Source organism: Methanosarcina sp. UBA5 (assembly GCF_002505485.1).
In the GTDB taxonomy this organism is placed as follows: Archaea; Halobacteriota; Methanosarcinia; order Methanosarcinales; family Methanosarcinaceae; genus Methanosarcina.
This window is the reverse complement of record NZ_DAVG01000062.1, coordinates 20,302-38,806: the sequence shown is the minus strand read 5'-3', so window position 1 is coordinate 38,806 and position 18,505 is coordinate 20,302. Positions and strand designations below refer to the sequence as shown.

General features: G+C 41.0%; 17 protein-coding genes. 9 read left to right on the top strand and 8 right to left on the bottom strand.

The features are described from left to right. Positions 1 to 332 precede the first annotated feature (332 nt). The 5 genes from endA (at position 333) to BP621_RS06065 (ending at position 5,541) form a co-directional block, all read left to right on the top strand. Entirely contained in the window at positions 333 to 1,385 is a 1,053-nt protein-coding gene (gene endA, locus BP621_RS06085) for a tRNA-intron lyase (protein WP_292388532.1), read from the top strand. A 101-nt stretch (positions 1,386 to 1,486) separates the two neighbouring features. Then, positions 1,487 to 1,882 carry a DUF2209 domain-containing protein gene (locus tag BP621_RS06080; protein WP_292388531.1) on the top strand — a complete coding sequence of 132 codons (396 nt, stop codon included), beginning with the start codon at positions 1,487 to 1,489 and terminating at the stop codon, positions 1,880 to 1,882. Continuing rightward, positions 1,879 to 3,189 (top strand): GTPase HflX, encoded by a 1,311-nt coding sequence (gene hflX / locus BP621_RS06075; protein WP_292388529.1) that lies wholly within the window; start codon positions 1,879 to 1,881, stop codon positions 3,187 to 3,189. Before BP621_RS06080 ends, hflX begins: the two co-directional genes overlap by 4 nt. A 542-nt stretch (positions 3,190 to 3,731) precedes the next feature. Beyond that, complete coding sequence (locus BP621_RS06070; RefSeq protein ID WP_292388527.1) at positions 3,732 to 4,406, top strand: PHP domain-containing protein; 675 nt, start codon at positions 3,732 to 3,734, stop codon at positions 4,404 to 4,406. An 802-nt stretch (positions 4,407 to 5,208) separates the two neighbouring features. Further along, a complete protein-coding gene (locus BP621_RS06065; protein ID WP_292388526.1) occupies positions 5,209 to 5,541 on the top strand; it encodes a hypothetical protein in 333 nt (110 codons plus the stop codon). A gap of 88 nt (positions 5,542 to 5,629) precedes the next feature. Here the strand turns inward: BP621_RS06065 and BP621_RS06060 are convergent, their stop codons facing one another. Then, entirely contained in the window at positions 5,630 to 6,256 is a 627-nt protein-coding gene (locus BP621_RS06060; RefSeq protein WP_292388525.1) for a type 1 glutamine amidotransferase family protein, read from the bottom strand. A 473-nt stretch (positions 6,257 to 6,729) separates the two neighbouring features. Next, positions 6,730 to 7,092: a nuclear transport factor 2 family protein gene (locus BP621_RS06055; RefSeq protein WP_292388523.1), complete on the bottom strand. Its 363-nt coding sequence runs from the start codon at positions 7,090 to 7,092 to the stop codon at positions 6,730 to 6,732. A gap of 308 nt (positions 7,093 to 7,400) precedes the next feature. Here BP621_RS06055 and BP621_RS06050 point away from each other — a divergent pair, with 308 nt between their 5' ends. Continuing rightward, the gene (locus tag BP621_RS06050) at positions 7,401 to 7,595 is read left to right on the top strand and encodes a hypothetical protein (protein ID WP_292388522.1); all 195 of its coding nucleotides are present in this window, start codon (positions 7,401 to 7,403) and stop codon (positions 7,593 to 7,595) included. A gap of 42 nt (positions 7,596 to 7,637) precedes the next feature. Beyond that, entirely contained in the window at positions 7,638 to 7,763 is a 126-nt protein-coding gene (locus BP621_RS06045; protein ID WP_292388521.1) for a hypothetical protein, read from the top strand. Positions 7,764 to 7,860: 97 nt separating this feature from the next. Here the strand turns inward: BP621_RS06045 and BP621_RS06040 are convergent, their stop codons facing one another. Beyond that, the gene (locus tag BP621_RS06040) at positions 7,861 to 9,207 is read right to left on the bottom strand and encodes a hypothetical protein (protein ID WP_292388520.1); all 1,347 of its coding nucleotides are present in this window, start codon (positions 9,205 to 9,207) and stop codon (positions 7,861 to 7,863) included. A 224-nt stretch (positions 9,208 to 9,431) separates the two neighbouring features. Between BP621_RS06040 and BP621_RS06035 the strand changes: the two genes are divergently transcribed. Continuing rightward, positions 9,432 to 11,480, top strand: coding sequence for a metallophosphoesterase (locus BP621_RS06035; RefSeq protein WP_292388519.1), 2,049 nt, complete (start codon positions 9,432 to 9,434; stop codon positions 11,478 to 11,480). Beyond that, entirely contained in the window at positions 11,477 to 14,701 is a 3,225-nt protein-coding gene (locus BP621_RS06030; protein ID WP_292388517.1) for a DNA double-strand break repair ATPase Rad50, read from the top strand. Before BP621_RS06035 ends, BP621_RS06030 begins: the two co-directional genes overlap by 4 nt. 109 nt (positions 14,702 to 14,810) lie before the next feature. Here BP621_RS06030 and BP621_RS06025 read toward each other — a convergent pair whose 3' ends face one another. The 5 genes from BP621_RS06025 to BP621_RS06005 form a co-directional block, all read right to left on the bottom strand. After that, complete coding sequence (locus tag BP621_RS06025) at positions 14,811 to 15,599, bottom strand: C15orf41 family protein (RefSeq protein ID WP_292388515.1); 789 nt, start codon at positions 15,597 to 15,599, stop codon at positions 14,811 to 14,813. 407 nt (positions 15,600 to 16,006) lie between these two features. Beyond that, the gene (locus BP621_RS06020) at positions 16,007 to 16,723 is read right to left on the bottom strand and encodes a hypothetical protein (RefSeq protein WP_292388514.1); all 717 of its coding nucleotides are present in this window, start codon (positions 16,721 to 16,723) and stop codon (positions 16,007 to 16,009) included. Between the two features lie 60 nt (positions 16,724 to 16,783). Continuing rightward, positions 16,784 to 17,635, bottom strand: coding sequence for a ribose-phosphate diphosphokinase (locus tag BP621_RS06015; protein WP_292388512.1), 852 nt, complete (start codon positions 17,633 to 17,635; stop codon positions 16,784 to 16,786). 76 nt (positions 17,636 to 17,711) lie between these two features. Further along, a complete protein-coding gene (gene moaC / locus BP621_RS06010) occupies positions 17,712 to 18,179 on the bottom strand; it encodes a cyclic pyranopterin monophosphate synthase MoaC (RefSeq protein WP_292388510.1) in 468 nt (155 codons plus the stop codon). Between the two features lie 124 nt (positions 18,180 to 18,303). Continuing rightward, entirely contained in the window at positions 18,304 to 18,489 is a 186-nt protein-coding gene (locus BP621_RS06005; protein ID WP_292388509.1) for a hypothetical protein, read from the bottom strand. Between the last annotated feature and the right edge of the window lie 16 nt (positions 18,490 to 18,505).

Here is an 18,505-nt window from a genome sequence, read left to right as displayed (position 1 = left end):
GTAGACCCGACTTTCTATAATCTGAGAATATACATTTATAACGTATGCAGATCTCAAATGAAGATGCACCTGTAGACAATTAGTTCACATAAAAGATTCCAGATTGCAGGCTCGAGCTTTGAGGGCCAGAGTCTTATAAGGTTGAAAAAAGAATATTATATTAAATCAGATTATAATAGGTTAGATTACAACAGATTAGATTATAAAAAACTCGGTTACAACTTATGTATCAGAATTCAGATTAAAAGAATTATGCTATAGCAGATTAGACTGCAGCAAGCCAGACTGGTAAAGAACTTATTTTTATTTCAATTTCTTTTCAGGTGAATCTATTGAAAACACAACTAAAAGGAGACCGGGTCCTTGCTGGAAAGGAAGCGGTAGCCGAATTTTATAAAACTGGTTACTTTGGGCGTCCTAAAGGCGATGGGCTTGAGCTCTCGCTTGTAGAAGCTGCTTTTCTACTGTCCAGAGGAAAACTCGAGATTGAACTCGAAGGCGCACTGCTTGATTTCAGAGCTTTTTTTGAACAGTCTTCTTTAAGGCAGCCAAATTTTGAGCTAAAATATATAGTTTATAAAGACCTTAAGGAGAGGGGATATTATGTCCAGCCGTCAGCTGCGGATTTCCGTGTATATCCCAGAGGCAGCCATCCAGGCAAAAGTGCGGCAAGCATTTTTGTTCATGTCCAATCGGAAAGGCAGCTCCTTCCTGTAAAACTCCTTCAGGACTCGGTTGCCTCGGCAGAGAACGTGCACAAGCAGTTTATCCTTGCTGTGGTGGACGAGGAAAGTGACCTTACCTTCTACGAAGTTAAAACCGCAGTTCCTAAGGGAGAAATGCCTGAACCGTACCCTGTCGTCAAAACCGATGCAACTTTCCTAGAAGACAGGGTAATAGCCTGGGATGCTCAGGCTTCAGAAACTCTTTATGCCAGGGGCTTTTACGGGAAAATGCTAGACTCCGAAAGGCTTCAGCTTTCCCTGGTAGAATCCCTTTACCTCTTTTCCAGAGGTGTAATAACAGTTCGGGACAGGAAAGGTAAAGTGTTTTCGTTTAACGAGTTTATCGAAAAAGCCTCAGAGATTGAGGGCTCTTTCCTGAGAAAGTACAGTGCATATAAAAATCTCAGGGACTCTGGGAATGTGGTCAAAACCGGTTTTAAATTTGGGACAAATTTCAGGGTATACCGAAAAGTCGAGTCAATAGAAAAAATTCCACATTCTGAATACCTTGTAAACGCCATTCCTGCGGATTTCGAGTTCAGGCTTTCGGTTATGTCCGGAGCGGTCAGGCTTGCAAACAGTGTCAGGAAAACAATGCTTTTTGCGGTAGAGAAAGGGGAAGAAGTCGAATACCTAGATATCAGCCGAACGAAAATGTAAATACCTGGATATTAGTTCGGATTTGACATAGAGGATACTCTTCCCTATTGTTAAAATTTTTTAATTTCATGAAAATCGGACTTCAGCCGAGGGTGAAGTATATGTGGGATATTATTGCAGTAGACATCTCTGGCAGGCACAGCATTAAAGGAGGGTATTATATGGTATGTGCGGCCGCAGCGCTTACGGTTTCGGCTAGCCATATTGAAAAGGTCAAGCAGATCAAAATCCTTCCCCTCTGGCAAAAAAGAGCTCCCAGCCTGTTGGACGTCGTGCAGCTAATCGAAGATACAGCTGACCAGCTTTCCTTTGAGGGTACGATTGTGGCAGAAAAAGGGGATATGTATAATAAACCCAAATGGGTGACCGAAAGTATGTTTTCCAGGGCTTTTAAGTATCAGGAATCGATTGCCGAGAGAAGGTCGATTGAACTCGTGCACCATATTTCCCTGAGCGCCCGCAATCTACTGATAAAAGAACTTGAAATTGAGGCATGAAAATTTCAGCTGAACATAAATCCGGTAACGGATCCAGTAACGGGAACAGGGTAATTCTCGTTAAAAGAACAGTTCCCAATTCGGACCCAGAACGTGAGGAGTATCTCTTACAGGAACTGAGAGAACTTGCAAAAGCAGCAGGTTACCTGCCGGTAAGTGAGCTCAAGCAAACCAGGTATCCCGACTCAAAGTACCAGCTCGGCAGGGGAAAGATCGAGGAACTTGCCGAACTTGTCAGGAGTACGGATGCAGAGAAAGTAATTTTCTATAACAAGCTCTCTACAACCCAGCTCTTCAATGTCTCGGAAATATGCAGATGCCATGTTATCGATAAATTCCAGCTTATCCTTGAGATCTTTGCAAAGAGAGCAACTACTCACCGCTCAAAACTCCAGGTCGAACTTGCAAGATTGAAATACGAAGTACCCAGGGCAAGAGCTGTTGTTTCCCTTCTTAAAAAGGAGGAAAGAGCAGGCTTCATGGGGCTTGGAGACTACGAGGATTCTTATGAACATGACCTGAAGAAGAGGATAACAAGGATTCAGAATGAACTCGAATCTGCAGAAAAGGATGATGAATCCCTGCGAGCTTTAAGGCACAGGAAAGGCTTTTCCTTAATTTCCCTTGCAGGATATACAAATGCAGGAAAAAGCACGCTTTTCAACGCTATTGCAAATGAAAGTGTCGAGGCAAAGGATATGCTTTTTACAACGCTTGTGCCTATGACCAGAGCTCTGGACCTTGGGGGACGAAAAGCTCTTTTGACCGATACCGTAGGATTTATAGAGGATCTTCCTCACTGGCTGGTTGATGCCTTCAAGTCCACCCTTGACGAGATTTTTCTCTCGGACCTTATACTCCTTGTCGTGGATGCAAGCGAACCCCCCGAAATGATCCTGCAGAAACTTTCGACATCTCACGATACTCTCTGGGACCAAATTCAGGGAGTTCCGATCATTACCGTGCTTAATAAGGCCGATCTGGTTGAAAAATCCGAATTTGACGCCATTATGGAACAGATAGGTTATATGGCCCCGAATCCGGTCTTTGTTTCCGCAAAAGAAGGCACTGGCATGGCTGCGCTAAAAGAAGAGATAATAAAGCATCTGCCTCCCTGGTGTTTTTGCTCTCTTTCTCTTCCTAATTCGGAAAAAGGGATGTCTATGCTCTCTTGGCTGTATGAAGAAGGAATCGTACACAGGATTGAATTCGGAGAGCGGATTTTTCTGGATTATGAAGCAAGAACAGAGATAATTAACAGGGCACATGCTCTTCTTGAACCTCAGGAAGCTCAAAGAAATGAGTGATCTTTATCAAATTTTCTTAAACGCCTAGATTTTGATAAAGGCTCCTTAAACGCCTAGATTTTTGATCAAGCTTTTTTATAAAAAGTTTGGATTAAACATTTTTAAAGTTTGTGCTTCAGGCCATGTATTATTTCCGGGCTTTTCTGAAGAGTATAAAGCTTTTTGAATTTTATAAAAACTGCTGGAATATTGCCATAGCGTTTTCCAATATCTTTTTCTCAGAGAGTTTTTCGTATGACCTGAATACTGTTCGCATATATACGAAAGGTATTTATATCCACAAGTTGTTAGTTTATATGCGAACGGGTGTCTACTGAAAACATCAGACCCTCCTAATATCCTAAACTAAACCCTTAAAACCAGATTTTTGCTATGTTTCTGCCCGTTCGCAGTTCCTCCTGAATTTTCATCTTATTTTCACCTTGTTTTTAAATGGTTTGTTCGCATGTAAACGAATTATTCTGCGGTCTGTAATAAACCCGAAAGCCAATGGATTTCCATTTCAAAATATATATAAATCCATTTCTCATTCTCCTGTTAGCATGAAATTTGATCTGCATGTACATTCCGAATATTCAAAAGATAGCAAATCGAGCCATGACGACATTCTTAAAGCAGCACGTAAAAAGGGGCTCGATGGATTTGCTATCTGTGACCACGACACTGTGGAAGGTGGGCTTGCCTGTGAAAAAAGAGCCCTGGAACTTGACCTTGGGCTTACGGTCATTCCAGGCGTGGAGGTTACTTCTTCAAAGGGGCATATCCTCGTTCTCGGAGTAAGCCAGAATATTGAACCTTTTTTGAGTCCGGAAAAAACGATTGAGAGAGCCCGAAAACTCGGAGGCACGGTTATTATCCCTCACCCCTTCAAGCGCAGTTCCCACGGGATAGGAAGTTTCGAAGGGCTTGACATTGATGCCGTTGAGGTCTTCAACTCCCGCTGCCTATTTAATAAAGCAAACCGAAAAGCCGCAACCGAGGCAAAAAAGCTTGGAATTCCGGGCGTTGCAGGAAGCGATTCCCATATTCCCGAAATGGTAGGCCAGGCATATACAGAGATCGATGCATCGGAAAATACCCTCGACGCCGTGCTGGAAGCCATCAGGGAAGGAAAAGTTTCTCCTGCGGGAAAAAACACGCCCACATCCATTATTCTTAAACAGATGTCAGGCAGTGCCAGGCGAAAAATTAAGAAAAAGCTATTTCGTAAAGCCTGAGGGATTCAAAAAGAAAATTTAGAGTGGTCTGGAACCTTAGCGGGATTGCAATTTTCTCAAGATTGTTTACTCACGATTGTTTACTGTCAGTTCCATCCCAACTTACTGAAAAATTTTACAATTATTACTAAAAATAACAATTATTACTACAAATATGATGGATATTATTACATTGAGTTCAATCGCTATTATTTCATTGACTCCTGTTATCTTACAGTACCCTATTTAATTTTCATTTCCATTTTAATTTAAAAAGTAGTCTCAAAATTAATACAAAGAATATAACAGATATTATTATGCTGAGCGCAAATATTATTTCAGAGCCACCTATCATCATCTTAATCCCCTCATTTTTATTACTTATAAATTAAAATTATACCGTGCTCTGTAGTATATTTTCTTACTACTATTATACTGTTTCCTGTAGTTCCTCTTCACTGATATCGGCGGGCAAAAGAGTTTCATAACCATTGGCCCAACAGTGTGGCTCAACAGCGTTTTTGTGATATTAAATGGTCAATTCTCATTTTTTGAGTAACTTGCATTTGTATTGTCCTATTTTTTCATAATTAATAATTGTAAGGAGAATATTTTCTATTCTTCTTATATATCTCCCAGTTATATGCATATACATTGAGCAGCAATCGAAATCTAGGTGTATTAATCTTAAAGTAGGACTAATCTAACCGAAATAGCTTAAAAAATTGCTGTGAATGCAATACATATTCAGAGGTTTAAAACATCAATCATATTTAGTGGATACCATGAAATCCAAATTAAATAAAAAGTTGGAGGGTAAAGAATGGGAAAACAAATATCTGAAAGAATAAGAAAGACACTGAGCATTCTCCTGTTAGTCGTTTTTATAGTTTCGCTAACTGCTTCGTCCGTAAGTGCAGCTGCATCTGTGAAATATGGAGACAAAAGCAATGACAGCTATACTCGCGGCTACTGGGAAGGATACTCAAAAGGATACAGTACCGGGTTTACAGATGGCATAGCCGGTAAAAGTCCGCGCATGTTCCTCATGATCTACTACGGGCCAGATTCCGGATACAATGGAGGATACTATAACGGGTTTAGAGACGGGTATGGTGCTGGATATAACGCCGGAAAGAAATTATATATTATCTGATCCAGCTAGCATTGTTATGGTCTCCCAGTAGTGATGCTTTCTAAATGATAATCCATACTGGGAGCAAAAACAATGGTCTTTTTATAACTCATTGAATAGAATTAATCAGCTCATAGAAGTATTTCGGTTCGTGAGTATAATAAAGATTGTACCATGAATCTAACGTTTGCAGTGAGAACACATCCAGTCTCTTCAACATTTGAACAGTGAATTCCAGTGGAGCTGTTCCGGAAGCAGTAATCAGATTTCCGTCAGATACCGCTGGTTCTTGTTTATAATACTTTTCTCCTGCATAGTTTGGGCATGTCGTTTTAAGAAATCCAAGATCATTGCTGGTATGCCATCTATTATTCAGCATCCCTTTTTCAGCAAGTCCCATTGTAGCGCCGCAAATTGCCCCAACAATTGCACCTCTCTGCAAACATTCTTTAGCCTTTTTTAAAATTGGGTCGTGAATTGGTTCTGTCCATGTATTTCCGCCAGGGAGGATCAGGGCTGCAGCATTTTCAATGATAAATTCTTCAGGTCTAATGTCAGGTAGTATTTTTACGCCACCCATTGTAATTACAGGGGTTTTGTCTACACCAACTGTCACTATTTTTAAAGGTTTTAGCCCTTTTCTGTAGTATCTTCCCGAGTTTAATTCAGCACTTAAATAACCGACTTCCCAGTCAGCCATTGTGTCAAATACGTAAAGATATACTATGCTTTTCATGCGTGATCTCTCTGTCTTAAAAATGTCAAAGATATCTAATTTCATATTTTGATTTCGTTTTATCCAATACTATCCTAGTCTTCTCATAAAATATCTATATCTATAGAAAGGGCTCTGAAAGGGCTCTGTGGAAATATTCGAGTGAAAAGTATCTGTTGATATAAGGAATAAAGGATACTATCCCAAGAACTTCATGCTTTAATTAGAGAAAAAAAATCAAAGAAGACCCAATTATATACCCCTTTAAGGTAAAAAAGAAAAAATAGGGAGAAAATATCGAAAAAAACTTATGATCAAAGGAACATATCAGAGACCATTTTCTGTAGTGAAAAGGAAATTTGAGAAAACAATTAGAGCAAGGAAGTTTTGTAATCAATTAAAGTAAATTAAATTCAAACTCATGGGATATAAAAATGAACAAAAATTGTAAAATAATTTGCATCAAATTAAGGATTTATATAGAACTCTAAAAATTAAATCTCATTATAATGAGCAATGCTTCTGTTTACCTTACCATCTTCTCCAAAAAACAGAATTTCTGCGGCAAGTTTTCCGAAAACGGCTTTATAATAAATTACCAGACTATTGACACTCACAAATACATCAAGCAACTCAAACCGAAGGTCAGGGACTCTTTCAAGTGCTTTTTCCCAGTATGGTTTCACATTCTTCTTGCCTTTGAGGGTGCCTGTTTGATCATTCATTACAAGGACTATCATAGGAGTAGTCATCTCGAAGTCTTCACTATAATGCTCGAGAATTCTATCAATGTTATGAGAGTTCCAGGCTTCAACCCATTCTGTAGCAAATTCCTGTGCTTCAAGTACTGATATCATTTAAACAGCTCCTATATTTCTAAAAGATCGGAACTCCTAAAAGTATTTAAATTTCGCTATCTGTTAGGGAGTTTCAGTTTACTGTAGTTCCAGGAAAAAGAAATATTCCGAATAAACTTTTATTCCGGATACCCTTTTGGAGACATTTTCACTTCTTATGGAAATGTAGAGAAATAGAGACTACGGGAGTTGATTTTCTCGAAAGAAAAGAACTTATCGCTTACGATCATATCCTTTCTATAAGCTCAAAACCTGTTAAACCGAACGAAACTGAACTGAACCGAATGTTTATAGTTGGGGGATAAACAGTGGCAGAAACAACCGATCAGAACAAAACTATGATCTGGAAAGAGCTCGTACTTGGATTTGCTGTAGTTGAATCATGTATATATCACTCGATTCGCACAATACCTATTGTAACTGCGAGCAGTGCCGAAGAAGTGCTTTTTACGGAGAATGTCACCAGGCTTACGAAACTGGAAGTTGATGAGACTGTAAAATGAGTACTTTCGGTCCCGTTCCCAACATATGAAGTAACAGGGTCCATGCCGACTGAAGGCGAAGAATTCAGCGAGGTGCTTCTTTTAGGGTATGAGTATCCCGGGGTACAGGCTCCGGATTGGATTGAGATTCTTAAAAGAGAGGTAGCGAACCCAAGAAAGTGTGTATAAATTGGGACATTAGATTATTCACATATCGATTTTACTCAAAAGGTAGATTCTAAAAAGCAAACTTTGAGTTACTGTATAAGCCCTTGATATAAATCAGTCACACTGATTGATTTAAGTCAATCAGCGTAGAAGTTTTTAGAATCACTTCCTCTGCTATAAACCTAATAAGGGGAATTTCCATCTTTAGTTGCCTGTCGTGTCTAAACGGCATACAAATGAATTTATTTCCTTTTTTACTGTGAACAATAGAATTTCTTACTTTATAGATTCTTTCAGCGATTTTTGATACTGTTTCTTTTGGACTAGCATTAAAATCTACAACATATTTTCCTAAAAATGGTACTGGTTGGCTATAATAGTCGAGTAGGTTTGAATCGTATCTGGATATATGGGTTTTCAAAGCATCAATATCTATGTATTCCTTCAAAGTAAGTCTTAAAGATTCTAATTCATCGTAATTATACTCTAAATCTCTCTTTTTGAGACTTTTTTCTATTATTTTTATAAGTTCAGATATATTTTCTGTTTTGTTATAGGAAAAACTTGGATCAGTTATTTTGTTCTTTATAGAATCTATAAGGTTTTTGCTATAGACTTCCTCAAAGGAATATTCTAGTATGTGGTAAAATGCAAGAAACTGAAGATGAGGATTTTCAGTAGATATTGCAGTCTCGTAGTGATAAACTAAATCTGAAACATAAGTTCTTTTTGGGCAGTCAATTTCATTGAAGGATAATTTTCTCTCTGTTAAATTCTGAATAGAAGGAAATAAACCATCTAAAGAGAGTTTTTTTGCTAAAGGAATATTTAAATTATATGTGATGTTAAATATATAAGCATCACTTAATTTACTAAACGTACTATAATCTAAAGGCTCTTTTGAATTAATTTGTAGTGTTACAATTCTTTTTTGGAAAAGTCTCATCCATTCAATTAAGTTCTTTGGTAGTGTCTTTTTCTCATGATAAACAAATAGCTCAACCCAAGATAGACCAATTAACAGATTGATAAATTTTTTTCTGTTTTCTTTGTTCATTATTTTATATACTGAAACTAAGAACAACTCCGATAAATGAGCTATTTTGTAAGTTAATTTATTGTAACCATCTACCTTTTCACTGTTAAAGACATCGTTAACAATTTTATTTTTTTCTCGGTCGTTTACTTCCAGATCAAAATTAATTAATGATTCAAAAAAGTAGTTATTGAAAATTATAGTTTCTCCTTCTGCTGATGTAGAAATCAAAGTAGAAAACAGTTGATCAATGTACTCTTTGTTTACAGAAGAACACTCTACTGAATCTGAGGTAAAAAGAATACGATCACTAGGTACTTCTATCTTTATCTCTTCTTCACTGATGTGTGCATACTTCCGAAAATAACCTTGAAAACAATTTTCTATACTTTCTGTTAAATCTAAAAAAAATGAATCACTGTCTTTCAATTTAGTCCTCCAAATAGAAATTACCAAGTTTTTTATTCTCATTAGTCAAAAAGATTTTGAAATTTTTGTATGTTTGATTTTTATATCAGGCTTATGTCAATTAGTCAGCATTTCGGCATGAAATATGTTAACTTCCAATCTGGAGGAAGTCTGTCTTCTGTAAAAATTAGTTAATTACTAATATGGAAACTCTTATAGGGTAAAAATTAGAGACTGATAGAACCATGGCCAGGGAAATAAGGATACTCCACACTGCAGACACGCATCTAGGATACAGGCAGTACCACAGCGAGGCCCGGAGAAACGATTTTTTTGCAGCTTTCGAACTTGTTGTAAACGATGCGGTTGAGATGCAGGTTGATGCTGTAGTGCATGCGGGAGACCTTTTTGATTCAAGGAACCCGACCCTTGAAGACCTCCTTGATACAATTAATCTCCTGTCCAGGCTGAAGGCGGCTAACATACCTTTTTTAGGAATTGTCGGGAATCATGAGAGCAAGCAGAATACCCAGTGGCTCGACCTTTTTGAAGAAATGGGACTTGCGGCAAGGCTCGGAAAAAAACCGCTCATGGTAGGCGATGCGGCCATCTACGGGATCGACAGTGTCCCAAAATCAAAAATTCCTATCTTCGACTACTCAGGGTTTGAGGCGCCGGACTCTTCCACTGTTTCCGATTCTGAGGAAAACGGCTGGAAACTGCTCGCGATGCACCAGATTATGAATCCTTTTCCATATGCGGAATGGGACTGTGATGAAGTGCTTGAAAACCTTCCTTTCAAGATTGATGCAGTTCTTCTTGGCGACTACCATGAACATGCAATAATTAAAAATAAGACCGGTGAGACCTGGATAACTTACCCTGGCAGTACTGAAAGAAACAGTATGTCCGAAAAGGAAGCCCGCTCCTACAATATCATCACGCTTTCCGAAAAAGGGCTTGAGATTAGCAAACGCACGATTCCGACTCGGAATTTCCTTTCCGTTCGGATAAATTTGGCCGGTGAAGATAAGCCATATGAACAGATTTTTTCTGCAGTGAACGAGCATCTTGAAGAAATCCCTGAATCCGTGGTGTTTCTGGAAGTTTCAGGGGACTCGGGGGCAGTCCTTTCACAGAGCGAGCTTGAGGAACTTCTGCTTAATAAAGGAGCTCTTGTGTCAAACGTTATAGACCGGAGGGCAAAAGAGTCACTTTCGGAAGAGAGTTTAAATGTAACCTTTTCCGATCCGGACCATGCCGTTGCAAGCGAGATCCGGAAAATGAGCTTAAACGACGGCGGGCTGATTATTGATGAAATTGTCCGGAGCCCGAATATCCCAAGGTCAAGGGTAGACGAAGAAACTGAAGGCCGGCTCTCGAAGCTTATTGAAGCTAAAGCTATGGACTTCAAAAGCCCTGATTTCAGGATAGAGGTTCCTGCTAATTCGGCCAGCTCTGATGGTCCTGCTTACACTTCCGGTTCTGCAATCTCGGCCCCCACTGCCGAATTTTTGGAATTTGAAGAAATAAAACCTGATAGTGCAGAGGAAGCCGGATTTGCCGGAAAACCCAGACTGGCTGGAGTAATTACCGACAATCTTGAAATTACTGAACTCTCCGGGATTCTGAGGACCTCAGACAAAATTAAGAATACTGAAAAAAAGAGTACTAAAAAGAGTAACGAGGCTTCAAAAAGTACTGAGACATCAAAGAGTACTGAGACGTCAAAGAGCGCTGAAGCTCCAAGGAGTATCGAGATTTCAGCCGCTAGTCCGGATAGTTCCAAATTACCCGCATCAAATTCTCAATGTTCATCTAATATGGAGCCTCCCAAGCTGCCTGATTCGGGATCAACAGAGTTGTCCAGTAAACCTGTAGCGCCGCCAGAATCGAATATACCGCAGGAAACTTCTAGGACTCCAAGGAAAACTCAAGAAACAGAAACCGAGTTCAGGAAAGACAAAGATAGCGAGCCTGAAATAAAATCTGAAAGTCACGCCGAAAGTAAACCTGAAGTTGAAAGTAGACCTGAAGTTAAATCTGAAAGTAAAACTGAGGGTAAATCGGAAAGTAATCCTGAAAGTGAGCCTGTGAAGAAAATTAAAAAGCTGTCTGAGCCAAGGGTTAAAGGCAAACCTGGAAAGGAAAAACCAGGTAAAGCCGAAAAGCTGCCTGAAGAGGAACCTGCCAGGGTTACGGAGCTAACCGAAAAAACGGGGAAGGCAGGGCCGAAAAAAGGAAGGAGAAAAACTGCTGTACCTCGACAGTATAATCTTGGTGATTACCTGTGAAGCTCAAAAATCTATATATTGAAAACATCCGGAGTTATAAAAAACTGGATTTTACATTTGAAGATGGAGTTACAGTTATTTCTGGGGTGAACGGGAGCGGGAAATCCAGCCTGCTTGAAGCATGTTTTATGGGGCTTTTCGGGAGCAAAATTCTTTCAAAGGACTTTGTGCTTGCAGATGTAATCTTCAAAGGGGCTGAGAATGCGAAAATAAACCTGGGCTTTGAGCATTTAGGGCAGGATTATCTTATCGAACAGGCTTTCAGATATTCCCCTAAAAGTGAGAACGCTTCGAATTCGAAATGCGTGCTCTATGCTAATGGGGAAAGTATTGTCGATCAGGCTACACGGACTTACGAAGAGGTCTGCTCTCTTCTGAACATGGATGAAGAGGCTTACAGGAACTGTGCCTACATCAGGCAGGGCGAAATTGATGTACTCATTAATGCAAAACCAAAAGACAGGCAGCGAATGATCGACGGCCTGCTGCAGCTTGGAAAGCTCGAAGAGTACAGGGAAAGGGCAGGCAGCGCAAAAACGGCTGTAAGAAGGCTTCAAAGGGACACAAGTAACAGCCTTTCGGGCGTAAAAGCCGAAATTGAGGGAATTGAAAGTACAGAACCACATGCCGTACTGAATGGGCTCAGGCAGAAGATAAAGGAAAGCGATGCCATCTTAAAAAAAATTAATGAAAATAAAGAGGCTGCAGCTGCCCAGAAAGAAAAATTCGACCTGATGATTACGGAGCACAGGGAACGTCTCCAGGAAATCCAAACCTTGAAGCAGGCCCTCGTTAAGTCCCAGGAAGACAAATCTGGCTGTATCCGGGAAAAAGAAGCCTTCGCCGGAGAAGCCCATGAACAAAGGCAAGCTCTGCTCGGACTGGGAGAAGAAAATAATCTTATTCGGGAAGAATGCGGCTTTGGAGATCTTGAGATTGAGGCTCTGAGCTTGCAGCAGGAAAAAGAAGAGTTTCTTGCCAGGGAAAAGGTAAACGCAATCTCAACAGAACTTGCTCTTCTCCTCAGGGAAGAAGAGGTTCACACTCAAGCTCTACGCGACTTTGAAAATGAAAGGGCTGAGACTGAACAGATTTTTACGCAGTGCCGGGCGGATATCGGGAATACAAACGGAAAAATAGAAGAAAACAGGAAAAGTATATTGAGAATCGAGGATGAGAATAAAAAGCTAAAAGAAGCTACAAAAGAGACTACAGGCTTCACGGACACTTATGAGATTCCTTTATATATAAAGGAGCTGGAAGAAAAAGAAAGCCTTCTGCGTGAACGAAAAAACGAAGCCTCAACAAAACTTGCGCTTGCTTTCAAAGAAAAAGAAACCGGAGATATAAATCTTCTCACGCTTGATAAGGAACTTCAAAATTACAGGGTCGCAGTTCGGAAAAGCAAAACCGAGATCGAAATCCTTGAAGAGGAGCTCAGGGAGAATGAAAAGGCAGTTCTGGGAGTCCAGGAGCAAAAATCCCAAGCTTCTGCGGGGTTAAAGGGACTTGGCTTTACCGGAGAACAGCTCGAGGATCTGGAGTACCTCAACGAACTTCTGCTGGAAAATAAAAACAGGCTGCATGGACGGGAAAAGGAGCTTGAAGCTACCCTCAGGGAACTCGATAAAGTCCTCCGTAAAAATCGGCAGCTGCTTGCCGAAGGAAAATGTCCTACATGCGGGCAGGATCTCAAAGGCTCTGAAATTGCATGCACAACCGGGGAATCTGAACAGAAGAAAGAAAAGCTTGCAGCAGAACTTCTCGATATAAAGCTCCAGCAGGCCGAAATCGAGAAAAAACTCAACCGGCTTAAGGATGCAAAAAAGCTGGAGAAGCGGATTTTGGATTACGACCTGGAAAACGAGAGACTCAAAAATAAGGCAAAGGATCTACAAGAAAGGATAGCGATTCATAGAACCAGGACAGAGGAAGATTCCCTCAAACTCGAAGATCTTAATAAACAAAAGGAGGAACTCGAGGCTAAAATGGGCAAGCTCCTTCCTGATATTAAAGCCCTGCAGGGCTGGGAGGTGGCGGCTCAAAAAGCCCATGGTGAAAGTGAAAGAGTGCTTCGGGAGGCAAAAACCTTTGAGAAAAAGCTTGCTGAAAACGCCTCGGAAATTGAGAGCCTCAATGGAAAAATAAGGACTTCCCTTGCGCTGATCGAAAATTATGGGCAGAGGCTTGGAGAGCTCAATGAGAAATTAAAAGAGCTTGCTGAACGGGAGACTCTGGAAAAGGAAAAACTCAAAACCTTGGGAGTTGAGCTTGAAGCCCTGAGGAAAAAAGAAGTCCTGGCAAAAGAAACCCATGAAGAGAGTGCAAAGCGTCTCCTGAAGACAAAAAAACTCGGGGCAAACCTGATCCAGATGGATAACATAAAGCACAAAATCTCCGAGCTTGAAGCTTCAATCAGGAACCTTGCCGAAAAAGTTGGCTTCTTTGACAGGGAAATCCTTGAAAGAAACGAGCGGGTAAAACAGCTTGAAGGAAAGCTACAGGGAAGCAGGTTCGAAGATTTTCAGCTAAAGCGTACCCAGCTTGAAGAGTATCAGGCAAACCTTACCGAAAAAATCCGGCAAATGACGGCTGGAAAAGATGCGCTTTTAAAAGAAGTCGGGATGGTAGAGAATAGCTTAAAACGCCGTAATGAGCTGAAAGACGAACTCAAAACTCTTGAAAACAGGCAGCAGTATCTCGAAGCCGTATATAGCAACGCTGAGGAGCTTGAGAGCATTTATATGCGTGTTCGGGCTGATATGCGGACAAGAAATATAGGGGCCCTTTCTACCCTTTTGAATGAAATGTTCAGCTTCATGTACACAAACAATGCTTATTCACATATCGAACTCGACCCAGAATACAACCTCACGGTTTACAGGAAGGACGGAACTCCCCTTGAACCTAAACTCCTTAGCGGAGGAGAACGTGCGATCTTTAACCTTGTCCTGCGCTGTGCAATCTACAGGCTTCTTGCTATGGGATTCGGCGGAGACAGGGCAGACGGGCTTCCCCCTATGATCCTTGATGAGCCTACGGTTTTTCTTGACCGCGGGCATATAAATCAGCTTTTGAAACTCATAGACATGATGCGCGGCATAGGGGTAGGTCAGATTATTGTGGTTTCCCATGACGAGTCCCTTATAGACTCGGCAGACCACGTTTTCCAGGTAGAAAAAGACCCTATTACCAATATGTCGTCTATTGTAAAGCTTTAATACAACCGTTGCGCTGGTTGATCACGCGATAAGGTTTGGAATAAGGTTATCAAACTCAAAGGCCGCCAGAGGGGTTTTCGCTCAAGCCTTTTTTGAAAAGGCTTGCGGTTCACCAGTATACCAGATAATTAAATAGCTCGTCAACTTCCTCTTTATATTCTTCAAAAAAGCTGTAGTTCTTTACAAGATAGCCCTCGGCAGGAAGATCTTCGAGATAGCCGTACCAGTAAACGACCATGCCTTCTCCGAAAATCTCTGCATACTCCCGAAACTGCTTCTTCGAATAGTGCTCGTGTTCAAAGTCGTCTCCGAAGAGTGCTTTGCTTTCAATCCAGTTGACCATTAGATTGTCTATGCGTACAGGATCTTCCAGGACAAAATCTGGAGTCTTGCCTTCTCCTTTAGCCCGAATGTCTGCCTCGGTACAATACAGAATTTCCCTATCATCAAGCCATTTCTGGATAAGTGCTTCTCCCATTTCGCCTTTCTTACACTGCATCTCATGGGCGTGAGGGGAAAAGAAGTGATCGACCTCAAGAGCTTTTTTGACTTCCTTTCTAAGGCGACGGTTTTCGATTGAATCCACATTTTTGAAAAGCCAGTTTATACTTTTCTTGGAAATTTGACAATTTTTCATAATAAGCGATGCCATAAGGGTAGGAGGAAAGCCTGTGTACTCTGCAAGGTCAAGAATCGTACGTCCCTGTTTCCATTTTAAAAAAAGTTCATTTTCCCGGGAATAAATTTTCCTGTGTTTGAACCGAGTCTTTTTTACGACCTTCTGGTTGAGGATTGTTGCAAGCATGCCTACGGGTTTGGAATATTCCTCTGAAAGGCGGAAAACATCTTTAAAGTCATGCAGTGAGCTGTAGATTATCTGGTATGTCTGGCGGTCCATCCTGAATCATCATATCCTTTTTTTGTTTCCTTCCCGAACATGCAAAATGAAAGTTAAGCAGCATAAGTTAAGCAACATAAGTTAAGCAGCATGAAAATGAGAATTTTACGATATCGAAATTTTCTCTCAGACGTATAGTTGATTTCCTCATAACTCCTTCTATATTCATGGTTTATAATTATATCAACGCCTTAAAACCAGAAAAATCAACTTCATAAAGGAGTCAAGTAGATCTACTTCAGAAACGCCGGAGCAAGGAAGATATTTTTCCTTCAAGGGTAAGAAACCCTTTCTGGAACGTCTCTGCCTTTGTGTCTGAGCTATTTTTTCGGGTTGAGGGCGGTTAACTGTCAACCCTTTTCAAAAAAGGCTTGACCGAAAAACAGCCATTTTCGGGCTGAGAGCGTTTAACTCCAGAAATCCTCATCATAAGTTTCAGGAAGGTCTATTTCCATCGCTTTATCAGGCTTTTTACGTTTTTCCCTATTATTAGGGGACTGTTTCGCTTTTTCGTCTCTCCCTGACAGGCAAGAGTTATCTTTTTTATCGGTGTCAAAAGGTGCAAAGATTGTCGTATGCTTATCTCTTGAAATTACTTTTTCCGGGGCCTTTGGCTTTTCCTGGACTTTGGGCTGAGTTTTTGCATATATAACCGGATTCTGTTCAGCTGATACAGTTTTCAATCTGGATTCCAGCCTTATGGAGGCTTTCTCAGCATCGCCGGGAGCATATCTTTCTCTCAGCCTTTCGTCATGATTTCCCTCGGACTTCGGATCAGGCTTCTTTACAGCCGTTTCCTGAAAGTACCGGTTCTGAGTAAAGCTTTTTTCTTTCCTTTCAACAGGTACTTCCTGAGGTCTTTTTGAGAGCCTTGAAGGGATCCAGTCTCCTTTTTCAGAGATATCTTTTCTTTTAGATAGGGGCTGCTTGCCTAGTTTCCGGAAAGTATCTTCAGCATAGGTATCCCTGTTACGGTCAGCTTTACCGGACTTAACTTTACTCGTTATGCTGTAACCTATAAGGCAGGTGGGTTCTTTTGTTCTCCACTCAAGGCAGAAGAGATGGCACTCCCGCCCTTTACATGTCTGGCTTTCATCAAGTGGACAGACTTCTGGAAGAGTCATAATACTAAAGACAACAGAATATAAAAAATAGTTAACGGTAATAAAATTAAACTATTTTAATCAGAGTCCTTTAAGGGCATCTGCAATAAGTGGGGCAACGCTCAACCTGCTCTCTCCTCTTTCAAGGGTGTCGGTTCCGATGATGTCCTCTACGCCTGCGTTGAAGAGTCTTAAAGCTGCGTTCCTTGCAAGTACTGGATGTACACAAGCAATGTGAACGTCTGCTGCTCCCTGGGCTCTGAGCATTTTGATAGATTCAGCCATTGTCCCGCCTGTTGCAATCATATCATCTACAAGGACAACATTCTTACCTGTTGCATCGAGACTTTTTGTCTTGATTACAACCGTATCACCGCTGAGTCTCGTTTTCTCCAGGTGATCGTAATCAAAGCCCAGACCTGACGAGACGCGCTTTACAAGCCCTTCAGCTCCCGAATCCGGAGCAATCAGGAGTGGGTTTTCCAGGTTAAGCCCTGCGATATACTCCCCAACAAGTTTAGCTGCGTCAAGGTTGTGCGCAGAGCCAGGGAAATGTTCAAGCACACTTTTTTCGTGGATGTTTATCGTAAAGACACGGTCAGCCCTGATACAGCGGGCAATTGCGCGGGCACTGATTGGCTCTCCGGGCTTGAACTTCTTGTCCTGTCTGGCATATCCCATGTAAGGAATCACGACATTGAGCTCTTTTGCCCCTTCACATGCATCGATAAGCTGGAGCAGGGAAACAAGGTCAGAATCAGTGGGCGTGCTCTGAATAAGGGTCACACGCTCGTTTTCAGTCTCTTCTGCGATTCGGAGATAAAGTTCCCCATCAGGAAATAGATTAAACTCGGAAAGTACAGGCTCTGTCCCTAAAGCCCGGGCAGTGCGGCTGGCAAGTAACTGTGATGCTGGTCCACCTATGATCTTCAAGATATATACCTCAGTCTGCCGTCTTGATATATCCCATCCTTTAAAAAGCTTATTTTTTATGGGCTTGCCCTGGGCTTTACCCTTTAAGCTTTTCGAGCACCCTGATATTTTGTATTGAAGTATGAGGATAATTCCCACTCTCATCTTTTTCCGCCGATTTCACCATATCCCATATAGTCAGCAGAGCAGCCGAAACCCCTGTGAGAGCTTCCATTTCAACTCCTGTTTTCCCGACAGTCCGGACTTCTACCTCCGCTGAAATCATCCCTTTGCAGATCTCGAAATCCACATCTATAGCAGTGATCGAGATCTGGTGGCACATTGGAATTATCTCAGGAGTTTTTTTAATCGCAAGCATGGCCGCAACCCTCGCAGTTGCAAGCACGTTGCCTTTTTCCACGTTTCCGGTTTTTATCTTCTCTATAGTCTCCCCTGAAAGTATAATTTCCCCTGCAGCCCGCGCCAATCTCGGAATCTCACGTTTTTCGCTTATATCTACCATATGCGCTCTGCCTGACTCAATATGAGTAAATTGTTTTTCCACAATATCACCGCGTTTTCTGTACTTAATATGACCTTGATCTATCTGGTTAGAGCCAATCTGGCTGTTAATCTCCCTTTTTTAGTATTTTAGGGTTTTTCTTGGCATTTCAGTGCTTTTTCTCGGATCAGTCGATTCTGACTTGCTTTCTTTGTGAATAGTCTTCAAGTACTTTATCGAGCTTTTTTCTAAGTTCTCTGGCTTCTTCAATGTTGAGTTTTATAACCTGTTCATCTTCCCCGTAAAAAATTGAAACTCTTATCCTGTTTCTTTCAATTTCCAGCTCGATTTTCCTTTCAATTTCATGTACCATACGAATTTCCTCCCCA

Excerpts from the sequence above, each read along its gene's own strand:
- BP621_RS06055 (WP_292388523.1), bottom strand. The coding sequence starts at position 7,092 with ATGATATCAGTACTTGAAGCACAGGAATTTGCTACAGAATGGGTTGAA.
- BP621_RS06020 (WP_292388514.1), bottom strand. The coding sequence starts at position 16,723 with ATGACTCTTCCAGAAGTCTGTCCACTTGATGAAAGCCAGACATGTAAA.
- BP621_RS06045 (WP_292388521.1), top strand. The coding sequence starts at position 7,638 with ATGCCGACTGAAGGCGAAGAATTCAGCGAGGTGCTTCTTTTAGGGTAT.
- BP621_RS06005 (WP_292388509.1), bottom strand. The coding sequence starts at position 18,489 with ATGGTACATGAAATTGAAAGGAAAATCGAGCTGGAAATTGAAAGAAAC.
- BP621_RS06060 (WP_292388525.1), bottom strand. The coding sequence starts at position 6,256 with ATGAAAAGCATAGTATATCTTTACGTATTTGACACAATGGCTGACTGG.
- BP621_RS06065 (WP_292388526.1), top strand. The coding sequence starts at position 5,209 with ATGGGAAAACAAATATCTGAAAGAATAAGAAAGACACTGAGCATTCTC.
- BP621_RS06025 (WP_292388515.1), bottom strand. The coding sequence starts at position 15,599 with ATGGACCGCCAGACATACCAGATAATCTACAGCTCACTGCATGACTTT.
- BP621_RS06070 (WP_292388527.1), top strand. The coding sequence starts at position 3,732 with ATGAAATTTGATCTGCATGTACATTCCGAATATTCAAAAGATAGCAAA.
- hflX (WP_292388529.1), top strand. The coding sequence starts at position 1,879 with ATGAAAATTTCAGCTGAACATAAATCCGGTAACGGATCCAGTAACGGG.
- BP621_RS06080 (WP_292388531.1), top strand. The coding sequence starts at position 1,487 with ATGTGGGATATTATTGCAGTAGACATCTCTGGCAGGCACAGCATTAAA.
- BP621_RS06035 (WP_292388519.1), top strand. The coding sequence starts at position 9,432 with ATGGCCAGGGAAATAAGGATACTCCACACTGCAGACACGCATCTAGGA.